This window comes from Helicobacter pylori Shi112 (assembly GCF_000277405.1).
In the GTDB taxonomy this organism is placed as follows: Bacteria; Campylobacterota; Campylobacteria; order Campylobacterales; family Helicobacteraceae; genus Helicobacter; species Helicobacter pylori_C.
Genome location: NC_017741.1, coordinates 886704 through 901580 on the forward strand (window position 1 = coordinate 886704; position 14877 = coordinate 901580).

The 14877-nt window shown below is 36.3% G+C and carries 10 protein-coding genes; 6 read left to right on the forward strand and 4 right to left on the reverse strand.

What is annotated here, in order from left to right; translation table 11 throughout:
* The first annotated feature begins 8 nt into the window (after positions 1 to 8).
* From cagX to cag5, 5 genes are all read left to right on the forward strand, one after another.
* Positions 9 to 1577 carry a type IV secretion system apparatus protein CagX gene (cagX, locus tag HPSH112_RS04300; RefSeq protein ID WP_000433953.1) on the forward strand — a complete coding sequence of 523 codons (1569 nt, stop codon included), beginning with the start codon at positions 9 to 11 and terminating at the stop codon, positions 1575 to 1577.
* Between the two features lie 14 nt (positions 1578 to 1591).
* The gene (locus HPSH112_RS04305; protein ID WP_001001481.1) at positions 1592 to 7135 is read left to right on the forward strand and encodes a CagY family CD-EC repeat-containing protein; all 5544 of its coding nucleotides are present in this window, start codon (positions 1592 to 1594) and stop codon (positions 7133 to 7135) included.
* Between the two features lie 136 nt (positions 7136 to 7271).
* Positions 7272 to 7871: a cag pathogenicity island translocation protein CagZ gene (gene cagZ / locus HPSH112_RS04310; protein ID WP_000418800.1), complete on the forward strand. Its 600-nt coding sequence runs from the start codon at positions 7272 to 7274 to the stop codon at positions 7869 to 7871.
* Positions 7872 to 7875: 4 nt separating this feature from the next.
* Positions 7876 to 8868, forward strand: a complete 993-nt coding sequence (virB11, locus tag HPSH112_RS04315) for a cag pathogenicity island type IV secretion system ATPase VirB11 (protein WP_000133872.1) — start codon at positions 7876 to 7878, stop codon at positions 8866 to 8868.
* A gap of 8 nt (positions 8869 to 8876) precedes the next feature.
* Positions 8877 to 11123: a VirD4 family type IV secretion system ATPase Cag5 gene (cag5, locus tag HPSH112_RS04320; RefSeq protein ID WP_000389375.1), complete on the forward strand. Its 2247-nt coding sequence runs from the start codon at positions 8877 to 8879 to the stop codon at positions 11121 to 11123.
* A gap of 112 nt (positions 11124 to 11235) precedes the next feature.
* Here cag5 and cag4 read toward each other — a convergent pair whose 3' ends face one another.
* Genes cag4 through cag1 form a run of 4 tightly spaced genes read right to left on the reverse strand, consistent with a single transcriptional unit; the run spans position 11236 to position 13775 of the window.
* Positions 11236 to 11745 (reverse strand): transglycosylase SLT domain-containing protein, encoded by a 510-nt coding sequence (gene cag4, locus HPSH112_RS04325; protein WP_000462184.1) that lies wholly within the window; start codon positions 11743 to 11745, stop codon positions 11236 to 11238.
* Between the two features lie 9 nt (positions 11746 to 11754).
* Entirely contained in the window at positions 11755 to 13200 is a 1446-nt protein-coding gene (gene cag3, locus HPSH112_RS04330; RefSeq protein ID WP_000467129.1) for a type IV secretion system outer membrane cap subunit Cag3, read from the reverse strand.
* 14 nt (positions 13201 to 13214) lie between these two features.
* Entirely contained in the window at positions 13215 to 13412 is a 198-nt protein-coding gene (locus HPSH112_RS08950; RefSeq protein ID WP_014662251.1) for a hypothetical protein, read from the reverse strand.
* A 15-nt stretch (positions 13413 to 13427) separates the two neighbouring features.
* Positions 13428 to 13775 carry a cag pathogenicity island protein Cag1 gene (gene cag1, locus HPSH112_RS04340; protein ID WP_000785738.1) on the reverse strand — a complete coding sequence of 116 codons (348 nt, stop codon included), beginning with the start codon at positions 13773 to 13775 and terminating at the stop codon, positions 13428 to 13430.
* A gap of 230 nt (positions 13776 to 14005) precedes the next feature.
* Between cag1 and HPSH112_RS04345 the strand changes: the two genes are divergently transcribed.
* Complete coding sequence (locus tag HPSH112_RS04345) at positions 14006 to 14836, forward strand: SEL1-like repeat protein (RefSeq protein WP_000471654.1); 831 nt, start codon at positions 14006 to 14008, stop codon at positions 14834 to 14836.
* Positions 14837 to 14877: the final 41 nt, after the last annotated feature.

The window sequence follows — 14877 nt, forward strand, 5'->3', positions numbered from 1 at the left end:
AATTGTTGATGGAGCAGGCATTTTTTAAAAAAATTATTGGCTGTTTCTGTCTTGGTTATTTATTTTTATCTAGCGTAATAGAAGCAGCAACACCTGAAATTAAAAATTTTAATCGTGGTAGGGTGAAAGTGGTGAATAAGAAGATTGCTTATTTAGGAGATGAAAAACCTATTACGATTTGGACTTCATTAGACAATGTTACTGTGATCCAACTTGAAAAAGATGAAACTATTTCTTACATCACAACAGGTTTCAATAAAGGTTGGAGTATTGTGCCTAATTCTAATCATATATTCATTCAACCTAAATCGGTAAAAAGTAATCTCATGTTTGAAAAAGAAGCAGTGAATTTTGCCCTAATGACAAGAGATTACCAAGAATTTTTAAAAACAAAAAAACTTATCGTAGATGCACCTGACCCTAAAGAATTAGAAGAACAAAAAAAAGCTCTAGAAAAAGAAAAAGAAGCTAAAGAACAGGCGCAAAAAGCGCAAAAAGATAAAAGAGAAAAAAGAAAGGAAGAGCGTGCAAAAAATAGAGCCAATTTAGAAAATCTCACTAACGCTATGAGTAACCCACAAAATTTGAGCAATAACAAAAATCTTAGCGAATTTATCAAGCAACAACGAGAAAATGAATTAGACCAAATGGAACGACTAGAGGACATGCAAGAACAGGCTCAAGCTAATGCGCTCAAACAAATTGAAGAACTCAACAAAAAACAAGCTGAAGAGACAATAAAACAAAGAGCCAAGGATAAAATCAATATTAAGACAGATAAGCCTCAAAAAAGCCCTGAGGATAACTCCATAGAATTATCTCCTAGCGATAGCGCTTGGAGAACTAATCTTGTTGTGCGGACCAATAAGGCCTTGTATCAATTCATTTTGAGAATAGCTCAAAAAGACAATTTTGCTTCGGCGTATCTAACAGTCAAATTAGAATACCCACAAAGACACGAAGTCTCTAGCGTTATTGAAGGGGAGCTAAAAAAGAGAGAAGAAGCAAAGAGGCAGAGAGAATTGATTAAGCAAGAAAATCTTAACACCACAGCCTACATCAATAGAGTAATGATGGCGAGCAATGAACAGATTATCAACAAAGAAAAAATAAGAGAAGAAAAACAAAAAATTATCTTAGATCAAGCAAAGGCACTAGAGACTCAATATGTGCATAATGCATTAAAAAGAAACCCTGTGCCTAGAAACTACAATTACTACCAAGCGCCTGAAAAACGCTCTAAACATATTATGCCCTCTGAAATTTTTGATGATGGCACATTCACTTATTTTGGTTTCAAAAACATCACCCTCCAACCTGCTATTTTTGTGGTTCAGCCTGATGGGAAATTAAGCATGACTGATGCTGCTATTGATCCTAACATGACCAATTCAGGATTGAGATGGTATAGAGTTAATGAAATTGCAGAAAAGTTTAAGCTCATTAAAGACAAAGCCCTTGTAACAGTAATAAATAAAGGCTATGGGAAAAATCCATTGACAAAAAATTACAATATCAAAAACTATGGTGAATTGGAGCGCGTGATTAAAAAGCTCCCTCTTGTCAGAGATAAATAAAAAGGCGTTAAGACATGAATGAAGAAAACGATAAACTTGAAACTTCTAAAAAAACCCAACAACATTCACCCCAAGATTTATCCAATGAAGAAACAATAAAAGCCAATCACTTTGAAGATTCTTCAAAAGAATCCAAAAAAAGCTCAGATCATCATCTTGACAACTCCACAGAAACTAAAACCAATTTTGATGGAGAAAAGTCAGAAGAAACCCAAACTCAAATGGATTCTGGAGGTAATGAAACTTCAGAATCTAGCAATCTAGCAGACAAGTTATTCAAAAAAGCCAGAAAATTAGTTGATAATAAAAAACCTTTCACTCAGCAAAAGAATTTAGATGAAGAAATCCAAGAACCGAACGAAGAAGACGATCAAGAAAATAATGGGTATCAAGAAGAAATTCAAATGGATTTAATTGATGATGAAACTTCTAAAAAAACCCAACAACATTCACCCCAAGATTTATCCAATGAAGAAACAATAAAAGCCAATCACTTTGAAGATTCTTCAAAAGAATCCAAAAAAAGCTCAGATCATCATCTTGACAACTCCACAGAAACTAAAACCAATTTTGATGGAGAAAAGTCAGAAGAAACCCAAACTCAAATGGATTCTGGAGGTAATGAAACTTCAGAATCTAGCAATCTAGCAGACAAGTTATTCAAAAAAGCCAGAAAATTAGTTGACAATAAAAGACCTTTCACTCAGCAAAAGAATTTAGATGAAGAAATCCAAGAACCAAACGAAGAATACGATCAAGAAAATAATGGGTATCAAGAAGAAACTCAAATGGACTTAATTGATGATGAAACTTCTAAAAAAACCCAACAACATTCACCCCAAGATTTATCCAATGAAGAAACAATAAAAGCCAATCACTTTGAAGATTCTTCAAAAGAATCCAAAGAAAACTCAGATCATCATCTTGACAACTCCACAGAAACTAAAACCAATTTTGATGGAGAAAAGTCAGAAGAAATAACTAACGATTCTAACGATCAAGAGATTATCAAAGGAAGCAAAAAGAAATACATTATTGGTGGCATTGTAGTCGCTGTTCTTATCGTGATTATTTTATTTTCTAGAAGCATTTTTCACTATTTCATACCTTTGGAAGATAAAAGCTCTCGTTTTAGCAAAGACAGGAATCTTTATGTCAATGATGAAATCCAAATAAGGCAAGAGTATAACCGATTGCTGAAAGAACGGAATGAAAAAGGCAATATGATCGATAAGAATCTTTTCTTCAATGACGATCCCAATAGAACCTTATACAACTATTTGAATATTGCAGAAATTGAGGACAAAAACCCATTGAAGGCCTTTTATGAATGTATTAGTAATGGTGGAAACTATGAAGAATGTTTGAAGCTTATCAAAGACAAAAAACTTCAAGATCAAATGAAAAAGACTTTAGAGGCTTATAATGACTGCATCAAAAATGCCAAAACTGAAGAAGAAAGGATCAAGTGTTTAGATTTAATCAAAGATGAAAACCTGAAAAAAAGCTTACTGAACCAACAAAAAGTTCAAGTGGCGCTAGATTGTTTGAAAAACGCTAAAACCGATGAAGAACGAAACGAGTGCCTAAAACTCATAAATGACCCTGAGATTAGAGAGAAATTCCGTAAGGAATTAGAGCTTCAAAAAGAGCTTCAAGAGTATAAGGATTGTATCAAAAACGCCAAAACAGAAGCTGAGAAAAACGAATGCTTGAAAGGCTTGTCTAAGGAAGCTATAGAAAGATTGAAACAGCAAGCACTAGATTGTTTGAAAAACGCTAAAACCGATGAAGAACGAAACGAGTGCTTGAAAAATATTCCCCAAGACTTGCAAAAAGAACTACTGGCTGATATGAGCGTCAAGGCTTACAAGGATTGCGTATCAAAAGCTAGAAATGAAGAAGAAAGAAAAGCTTGTGAGAAATTGCTTACCCCTGAAGCGAAAAAAAAGTTAGAACAACAGGTTCTAGATTGTTTGAAAAACGCTAAAACCGATGAAGAACGAAAAAAGTGTTTGAAAGATCTCCCTAAAGACTTACAAAGCGATATTTTAGCTAAAGAGAGTCTTAAAGCTTATAAAGACTGCGTATCTCAAGCTAGAAATGAAGAAGAAAGAAAATCTTGTGAGAAATTACTCACGCCTGAAGCGAAAAAACTTTTAGAAGAAGAAGCCAAAGAGAGCGTTAAAGCTTATTTGGATTGCGTATCTCAAGCCAAAACTGAAGCTGAGAAAAAAGAATGCGAGAAATTACTCACGCCTGAAGCGAAAAAAAAGTTAGAAGAAGCTAAAAAAAGCGTTAAGGCTTATTTGGACTGCGTTTCAAGAGCTAGGAATGAAAAAGAGAAACAAGAATGCGAGAAATTACTCACGCCTGAAGCGAAAAAGCTTTTAGAGCAACAAGCGCTAGATTGTTTGAAAAACGCTAAAACCGAAGCTGAGAAAAAAAGGTGTGTCAAAGATCTCCCTAAAGACTTGCAGAAAAAGGTTTTAGCCAAAGAGAGTCTTAAGGTTTATTTGGATTGCGTATCTCAAGCCAAAACTGAAGCTGAGAAAAAAGAATGCGAGAAATTGCTCACCCCTGAAGCGAAAAAACTTTTAGAAGAAGCCAAAGAGAGTCTTAAAGCTTATAAAGACTGCGTTTCAAGAGCTAGGAATGAAAAAGAGAAACAAGAATGCGAGAAATTGCTCACCCCTGAAGCGAAAAAACTCTTAGAGCAACAAGCGCTAGATTGTTTGAAAAACGCTAAAACCGAAGCTGAGAAAAAAAGGTGTGTCAAAGATCTCCCTAAAGACTTGCAGAAAAAGGTTTTAGCCAAAGAGAGTCTTAAGGTTTATTTGGATTGCGTATCTCAAGCCAAAACTGAAGCTGAGAAAAAAGAATGCGAGAAATTGCTCACCCCTGAAGCGAAAAAACTTTTAGAAGAAGCCAAAGAGAGTCTTAAAGCTTATAAAGACTGCCTCTCTCAAGCTAGAAATGAAGAAGAAAGAAAAGCTTGTGAGAAATTGCTCACCCCTGAAGCGAGAAAACTCTTAGAGCAAGAAGTTAAGAAGAGCGTTAAGGCTTATTTGGATTGCGTATCTCAAGCCAAAACTGAAGCTGAGAAAAAAGAATGCGAGAAATTACTCACGCCTGAAGCGAGAAAGCTTTTAGAGCAACAAGCGCTAGATTGTTTGAAAAACGCTAAAACCGAAGCTGAGAAAAAAAGGTGTGTCAAAGATCTCCCTAAAGACTTGCAGAAAAAGGTTTTAGCTAAAGAGAGCGTTAAGGCTTATTTGGACTGCGTTTCAAGAGCTAGGAATGAAAAAGAGAAACAAGAATGCGAGAAATTGCTCACCCCTGAAGCGAAAAAACTTTTAGAAGAAGCTAAAGAGAGTCTTAAAGCTTATAAAGACTGCGTATCTCAAGCTAGAAATGAAGAAGAAAGAAAAGCTTGTGAGAAATTACTCACGCCTGAAGCGAGAAAACTTTTAGAGCAAGAAGTTAAGAAGAGCGTTAAGGCTTATTTGGACTGCGTTTCAAGAGCTAGGAATGAAAAAGAGAAACAAGAATGCGAGAAATTGCTCACCCCTGAAGCGAGAAAATTTTTAGCGAAGCAAGCACTAAGTTGTTTGGAAAAAGCTAGAAATGAAGAAGAAAGAAAAGCATGTCTTAAAAATATCCCTAAAGACTTACAGAAAAATGTTTTAGCTAAAGAGAGTCTTAAAGCTTATAAAGACTGCCTCTCTCAAGCTAGAAATGAAGAAGAAAGAAAAGCTTGTGAGAAATTGCTCACCCCTGAAGCGAGAAAACTCTTAGAGCAAGAAGTTAAGAAGAGCGTTAAGGCTTATTTGGACTGCGTTTCAAGAGCTAGGAATGAAAAAGAGAAACAAGAATGCGAGAAATTGCTCACCCCTGAAGCGAGAAAATTTTTAGCGAAAGAGCTCCAACAAAAAGATAAAGCGATCAAAGATTGCTTGAAAAACGCCGATCCTAACGACAGAGCAGCTATTATGAAGTGTTTGGATGGTTTGAGCGATGAAGAGAAGCTCAAATACCTGCAAGAAGCTAGAGAAAAGGCTGTCTTGGATTGTTTGAAAACGGCTAGGAGCGATGAAGAAAAAAGGAAATGTCAAAACCTTTATAGCGATTTGATCCAAGAAATCCAAAATAAAAGGACACAAAGCAAACAAAATCAATTGAGTAAAACAGAAAGATTGCATCAAGCAAGCGAGTGCTTGGATAACTTAGATGACCCTACTGATCAAGAAGCCATAGAGCAATGTTTAGAAGGCTTGAGCGATAGTGAAAGAGCGCTAATTCTAGGAATTAAACGACAAGCTGATGAAGTGGATCTGATTTATAGCGATCTAAGAAACCGCAAAACCTTTGATAACATGGCGGCTAAAGGTTATCCATTGTTGCCAATGGATTTCAAAAATGGCGGCGATATTGCCACTATTAACGCCACCAATGTTGATGCGGACAAAATAGCTAGCGATAATCCTATTTATGCTTCCATAGAGCCTGACATTACTAAGCAATACGAAACAGAAAAAACCATTAAGGATAAGAATTTAGAAGCTAAATTAGCTAAGGCTTTAGGTGGCAATAAAAAAGATGACGATAAAGAAAAAAGTAAAAAATCCACAGCAGAAGCTAGAGTAGAAAGCAATAAGATAGACAAAGATGTCGCAGAAACTGCCAAAAATATCAGTGAAATCGCTCTTAAGAACAAAAAAGAAAAGAATGGGGAATTTGTAGATGAAAATGGTAATCCCATTGATGACAAAAAGAAAACAGAAAAACAAGATGAAACAAGCCCTGTCAAACAGGCCTTTATAGGCAAGAGTGATCCCACATTTGTTTTAGCGCAATACACCCCTATTGAAATCACTCTGACTTCTAAAGTAGATGCCACTCTCACAGGTATAGTGAGTGGGGTTGTGGCCAAAGATGTATGGAACATGAACGGCACTATGATCTTATTAGACAAAGGCACTAAGGTGTATGGGAATTATCAAAGCGTGAAAGGTGGCACACCCATTATGACACGCTTAATGATAGTCTTTACTAAAGCCATTACGCCTGATGGTGTGATAATACCTCTAGCAAACGCTCAAGCAGCAGGCATGCTGGGTGAAGCAGGGGTAGATGGCTATGTGAATAATCACTTTATGAAGCGCATAGGTTTTGCTGTGATAGCAAGCGTGGTTAATAGCTTCTTGCAAACTGCGCCTATCATAGCTCTAGATAAACTCATAGGCCTTGGCAAAGGTAGAAGTGAAAGGACACCTGAATTTAATTACGCTTTGGGTCAAGCTATCAATGGTAGTATGCAAAGTTCAGCTCAGATGTCTAATCAAATTCTAGGGCAACTGATGAATATCCCCCCAAGTTTTTACAAAAATGAGGGCGATAGTATTAAAATTCTCACAATGGACGATATTGATTTTAGTGGCGTATATGATGTTAAAATTACCAACAAATCTGTGGTAGATGAAATTATCAAACAAAGCACTAAAACTTTGTCTAGAGAGCATGAAGAAATCACCACAAGCCCCAAAGGTGGCAATTAATTCAAAAGAAAGGATAAAATATATCTATGTTACCAAACTTGGTTTTTTACAAAATAAAAGACAAAACCAACAACAGGCTCTTCTAGAGGATGTAGTGGCGGAAAAAACCAAGCAAAAACAATGAAAGGAAACAGCAATGGAACTCGGTTTCAATGAAGCAGAAAGACAAAAAATCTTAGACAGCAACAGATCTCTTATGGGAAATGCAAATGAAGTAAGGGATAAGTTTATTCAAAATTACGCCACTTCTTTAAAAGATAGCAACGATCCGCAAGATTTTTTGAGAAGAGTTCAAGAGTTAAGAATCAATATGCAAAAGAATTTTATTAGTTTTGATGCTTATTACAACTATTTGAACAACCTTGTGTTAGCCAGTTACAATCGTTGCAAACAAGAAAAGACTTTTGCAGAAAGCACGATCAAAAATGAACTAACGCTTGGGGAGTTTGTTGTAGAAATTTCTGACAACTTCAATAATTTTATGTGTGATGAAGTGGCAAAAATTTCAGACCTAGTGGCTTCTTATCTGCCAAGAGAGTATTTACCGCCATTTATAGATGGCAATATGATGGGCGTGGCGTTTCAGATTCTAGGGATAGATGATTTTGGAAGGAAGCTCAATGAGATTGTCCAAGATATAGGGACTAAATATATTATTTTGAGCAAAAATAAGACTTATCTCACTTCTTTAGAAAGAGCTAAATTGATAACCCAATTAAAATTAAATTTGGAATAAGAACATGACTGAAGACAGATTGAGTGCAGAAGATAAAAAATTTCTAGAAGTAGAAAGAGCTTTAAAAGAAGCGGCATTAAATCCTTTAAGGCATGCTACTGAAGAACTTTTTGGTGATTTTTTAAAAATGGAAAATATCACTGAGATTTGTTACAATGGGAACAAAGTTGTATGGGTTTTAAAAAATAATGGCGAATGGCAACCATTTGATGTGAGAGACAAGAAAGCCTTTAGTCTATCTCGTTTAATGCATTTTGCTCGGTGTTGTGCAAGTTTTAAGAAAAAAACAATAGACAACTATGAAAATCCTATTTTGAGCAGCAATTTAGCGAATGGTGAAAGGGTGCAAATTGTCCTTTCCCCTGTTACAGTTAATGATGAAACCATTTCCATATCCATAAGGATACCTAGCAAAACAACCTATCCTCATAGCTTCTTTGAAGAACAGGGTTTTTATAATCTACTAGATAACAAAGAACAAGCGATCAGCGCGATTAAAGATGGTATTGCTATCGGTAAGAATGTGATTGTTTGTGGTGGCACAGGAAGCGGTAAGACGACTTATATCAAAAGCATCATGGAGTTTATCCCTAAAGAAGAAAGGATCATATCCATTGAAGACACCGAAGAGATTGTATTCAAACACCACAAGAACTACACACAGCTTTTTTTTGGTGGGAATATCACCTCTGCTGATTGTTTAAAGTCATGTTTGAGAATGCGACCTGATAGAATCATTTTAGGAGAACTCAGAAGCAGTGAGGCATATGATTTTTATAACGTGCTTTGTAGCGGTCATAAAGGCACGCTAACCACTCTACATGCAGGGAGCAGTGAAGAAGCGTTTATTCGTTTAGCCAACATGAGTTCATCTAATAACGCAGCAAGGAATATCAAGTTTGAAAGCCTCATTGAGGGCTTTAGAGATTTAATTGATATGATTGTCCATATCAACCACCACAAACAGTGTGATGAATTTTATATCAAACATAGGTAGTAGGCACAATGGAAGACTTTTTATATAACACCTTATATTTCATAGAGAATTATAAGCTGGTTGTTATTTTTAGTTTCATAGGGTTAATAGCGTTATTTTTTCTCTACAAATTCATAAAAGCTCAAAAAAAGGCTTTTAAAGATAAAGCTAACCAACCTCAAAAGAAAAAAAACTTTAAAGAAATCATTATAGAGGGGCTGAAAGAAAGAGTTAAAACCTTTGGCTTTTGGTTACAAGCTATACTATTACTATCCTATTCTTTTATCACATCAGGGTTATTTTTCTTGATTCTCTTAGGTAATTTTTATGATGACAATAAATTGCCTGAGAGTGATGATGATCTTTTTGATATATGGATCTATGCGATACAAGATTTTCCTGCATACTATTTTAAGGCGCTTTGTTTTAGTTCACTCAAGATTTATGGGTTCAATATATCCTTAGTCGTATATAGTTCTATTTTATGCTCTTATATATTCATTACCTTTTTTGTGTGGTTCTTAAAATACTTAACTCGGACTAGAGACATAGGAGCGAATAAAAAAGTTGATGATCTCTTTGGTAGCGCGAGTTGGGAGAGCGAAGAAAAAATGATCAAAGCTAAACTTATCACACCCAATAATAAAAAACGCGCCTTTGACAAACGAGAGGTTATTGTAGGCAGGCGTGGTTTAGGGGATTTTATCGCTTACGCAGGACAGGCGTTCATTGGCTTGATTGCTCCTACCAGAAGCGGTAAGGGTGTGGGTTTCATCATGCCCAATATGATCAATTACCCTCAAAATATCGTTGTGTTTGACCCTAAGGCTGACACTATGGAAACTTGCGGAAAAATCAGAGAAAAACGCTTCAACCAAAAAGTGTATATCTATGAACCTTTCTCCTTAAAAACACACCGATTTAATCCTTTCGCTTATGTGGATTTTGGTAATGATGTGGTTTTGACTGAAGACATACTCTCTCAAATTGACACGCGCCTAAAAGGTCATGGGATGGTGGCTAGTGGGGGGGATTTTTCCACTCAAATCTTTGGATTGGCTAAGTTGGTGTTCCCTGAAAGACCTAATGAAAAAGATCCTTTTTTTAGCAATCAGGCGCGAAATCTTTTTGTCATTAATTGCAATATTTATAGGGATCTCATGTGGACTAAAAAGGGGCTTGAGTTTGTCAAAAGAAAAAAAATCATCATGCCTGAAACCCCCACGATGTTTTTCATCGGTTCTATGGCGAGCGGTATCAACTTGATTGATGAAAACACAAACATGGAAAAAGTTGTGTCTCTGATGGAATTTTTTGGAGGTGAAGAAGATAAGAGTGGCGACAATCTAAGAGTGCTTAGTCCTGCTACTAGAAACATGTGGAACAACTTCAAAACAATGGGTGGCGCTAAAGAAACTTATAGCTCTGTTCAAGGGGTCTATACTTCAGCGTTTGCACCTTACAATAACGCCATGATTAGGAATTTCACGAGCGCTAATGATTTTGATTTCAGGCGTTTGAGGATTGATGAAGTGAGTATTGGCGTGATCGCTAACCCTAAAGAAAGCACTATTGTTGGGCCGATATTAGAGCTGTTCTTCAATGTGATGATTTATAGCAACCTTATTCTGCCAATCCATGATCCACAATGCAAAAGAAGTTGTTTGATGCTTATGGATGAGTTCACGCTCTGTGGCTATTTAGAAACCTTTGTGAAAGCGGTAGGGATCATGGCAGAATACAACATGCGCCCTGCCTTTGTGTTTCAAAGTAAGGCACAACTAGAGAATGACCCCCCACTTGGTTATGGTAGGAATGGCGCTAAGACTATTTTAGACAACCTTTCTTTAAATATGTATTATGGGATCAACAACGATAACTACTATGAACATTTTGAAAAACTTTCTAAGGTGTTGGGGAAATACACAAGGCAAGACGTGAGCCGAAGCATTGATGATAATACCGGTAAGACCAACACTTCTATCAGCAACAAAGAGCGGTTTTTGATGACCCCTGATGAATTGATGACCATGGGCGATGAGCTTATCATTCTAGAAAACACGCTCAAACCCATCAAATGCCACAAGGCGCTCTACTATGACGATCCTTTTTTCACCGATGAACTCATTAAGGTGAGTCCAAGCTTGAGCAAGAAATACAAATTGGGGAAAGTGCCTAATCAAGCAACTTTCTATAATGATTTGCAAGCCGCTAAAACTAGAGGCGAATTGAGCTATGACAAGTCTTTAGTGCCTGTGGGTTCAAGCGAACTGTGATTAAGACAAAATATCTTAACAAAAAGAAAATTAAAAGATAATGATGTAAATGATATTATTATAAATTCTAGTAGAAGTGCATCATCAAGATTGCTTGTAAAATTAGCATGCTCTACCCGTTATATCGCACCTGAGAATAAATGCAACGAAATCTCTTCACGTAAGCGCCATTAGGGTTGTGTTTCATTCCCCCATTGTAAGCGCCTACTGCCATTTCTACTATTTGATACACGCTTTTATTAGGGTGTTTTTGTTTGTAGTAATCAAAATTTTCTTTCAAAATTCTTTTAGCCAACGAAATCGCAAAATCCACATCATTGAGCAATTTGTATTTGAGAAGCGTTTTAGAATAGGTGGGGTAGAATTTTTTAGCGGTGTTCAAAGTGATGTGAAACATGGAATAGGAAGTGTCTTTTAGGGAAATTTCGCGCTTGTTGTTCAACCCTAAAGAACTTTCCAATAAGGCGATAGAGATGAGCGTTCTGCACACCACTTCATTGTCGCAGCCTTTTTGGTGAATATGGATAAGATTTTCATACTGCTTGAAACTAATGGTTACTTTTTGGCATGGATAGGCTAAGGAATTAAGAAGTAAAGTCAGACCAATCCATTTCTCAAACAAAACTTTAACTTACTTTAAATCTTTCAGTAACGCTTTTTGTAACTTTTGCTTGTCATACTTGAGCTTGTCCTTTAGAGGTGAGAGCAGATTTTGAACGCTCTCATAACCACACAACATTCCCTCTTTATAAGGGTCGTTTTTGATTTTCACATAGAGACTAATGCCATTAGCATAACACAAGCCATTAGACTTAATATAGTAGCTCTTAATTTCTTCTTCTAAGCTTCTCAAGTCATTAGGGTTGATGGGTGTTTTTTTGCTGTAAGAATTTTCACTGATCAAAGTCCCTTGATAGCTTCGTTTGATCGTGGTTTCTTTATCCACTAGCAATCCATTATAGTTTTCTTTTTCCTTGACAACTCTCATTGTTTCATCAGGATTACTTGTTCTAGGAGAAATAGGCACTTCCACTACTCTAGGTTTCTTAGCATTTTTCTTTTTCAACTCTGCTTCCAAAGCTTTTAGTTTCTTTTGATTTTCTAAGTCTTTGAGCTTGTATTTAGCCAATTCAGCCTCTTGTTTTTCTTTTTCTGCTAAGAGTTTCTTTTCCCTCTCTTCTTCATTGGCTATGAGTTGGGAGTTAGCGATTAGCTCTTCTATGAGCTTCTCTTTGCTGTTTTCAGGAGCGGTTTGAGTGGCATAAGGTGATGGTTGAGCCTCATTGGCGTTATTTGTCTCTTTTAGTCTATACAAGCTATAAGGAGCAATGATATTGGGTTTTTGAGTAGCGCTATCGCTAGTGGGCATAGCTACCATTTCATCTCTTAGGGGCGAACACACTTCATCATTGGGTCTGCAGATCACATCGTTGGCGTAGTTGAAATACGCGCGTTTTTGTTGTTCAAAAAGCTTATTCTCATCAATTGACGCTCCCTTATCAAGCGTGTGGGCATTGGGATCGCTTCTTTTTGGCACTCTCAAAAAAGTCGCTTGGGCGTAAGGCAGGTTGTCATTGATTTTTAGGACAAACTTAGCGTTTCGTTTGTTGAGCGCTTTGAGAATGTTGTAATACCCATTGACCTGTTCTAACGAACCTGTGATGATGATGAGATCCGCATAAGTCCCCATCGCTCTTGTTTTGATAATGGGGTTTTCTATGGATAAATAGTTGTTGTAATCCAATAGATCCATAGCGTAGAGATAGGTTTTGTCTTTCAAAGCGCTATTACCAAACCAATCCCCAAAGCTTTTATCATTCACATTCAAGGTGTCGTATATATCAAAAAGCGCTTGAGTTTTTGTGTCATCAACAGAGGCATATTGAGGTTTCTTATGATCAGGGATCTGTTGGCGCTGTTTAGCTTCTTTTTTGAGTCGTTTAGCTTCTTTCTTGGTCTCTTTAGTTTCTTTAGTGGCCTTAATGACCTTATCGGCTTCACTTATTTCTTTAGCATAAAGAGTGTTAGAGGTTAGTAAGCCTATGAGCGATACAGCGGTTGCTAGTTTTCCAAACATTAGTTTCCTTTTTTTCAGTTGGTTTCTATTTTTAAAGCCTTGCCAATGGATTTGATCAACCCCACCAACTCGTAGCTAGACTCATATTGCAAATAACCATTCTTAAATCTAAAAAAAGAATTTATAGGTCGCTTGTGTGGGCCATGCAGTGAACAATAAACCACTAGAACACCTAAATTTTTGAAATTTTCTCTTACTCTTTCTTCAGTCAAAATCGTTGTTTTGCCTCAATCTTTAGTCTCTTTAGCTTCAGTTGGTTCGTTGGTAACGCTTGTTGCTTGAGATTTTTGGGTTTCGTTATTGACAGTCGTTACCACTTTAGATTGCTTTTTGAACAATTTTTCAACTAATTTCACTAAGTTGATATTAGAAAAAGACAAAAAGATTCCTATTGCGACAAAGATTATCCCAACAATCCCAATAGCACCGCTCAAGACACAACATAAAACCCCTGCTCCAATGAGACCTAATGAATCATAACGCTTGTCAGCCAAATTGTTTTTGAAAAAATTTACAAAAGCGTTTGGCTTTTTTGTTTCATGGGTTGCTTCAGTTGTATTGATTGTATCAGCCATAGTGTTACCTCCATAGATGGTATATTCTCAATTTGTTACTATGAAACAAATCCATGTTATTATAGCAAAAAATATAAAACCATCTCCATGTTGCCATTATGCTATTGTTTGTAATTTAAAAAAAGATGATTTGATAAATGAAGCGTTTAAGATAGATCGATTGAGATTGCTCTTTTGTTTGACATTTTTGAATTTAGCTCTTTTGGTCATGTTATTTAAAAGGATCTGACATGTTTAAAGATTTTTATCGCACCACTTTCTCTTTTTTAAAGCCTTTATTGCTTTTATTGTGTTTATTGTTGCCGTTTTCGCTTCATGCAGATTCAGATGATTGCAGGATAACTTGTGTTTGGGATCAATACGCAAAGGAATTTAAGACAAATTTTTGTAAATTTGGGTTAAACAATCTTAATTACGGCCAATACAAGCAAGCTTTCCAATTTTTTAGATGGGCACAAGAATACGGCATTGGGCTTGGCAGTGTTTATTTAGCCAAAATGTATTTGGAAGGAAAGGGCGTGAAAGCGGATTACAAAAAAGTGCAACTCTATGCAAAAAACGCTATCAAAGGGTATGGGAGCGGGTTATTGGGGGGCGCTCTTATTTTAGGACGCATGCAAGCAGAAGGCTTAGGGATGAAAAAGGATTTGAAACAAGCGCTCAATACTTACAGGCAAGTGCTTCGCGTATTTTCTAATAAAGGCATAAATTTTCATAACAATTTTAGATTACCAGATCTTACGGAAATGACTGGCATGCTTATTGGAGCGCGTTTCATTGATCTTTCAAGTTTGAACGCGAATCCTATAAAATTTGAAAAGCAATTTGCAAACATGGTGGAGTTTGTCTCAGGCATTAAGAATGAACCAATAGTTCCTTATGATGTTGCTGAAATTTCAAGCAATATTATTTTACTCAAGCAACAAATGGGGGAAATCCTTTATAGAATTGGGATCGCTTATCAAGAGGGGCTTGGCACCAAAAAGAAAAAGGAGAAGGCTAAAAAATTCTTGCAAAAATCCGCAGAATTTGGCTATGAAAAAGCTATGGAAGCTCTGTAGTTTTTAATCAAACTATCAAGCTTTAAGATTAGAAAAATCCG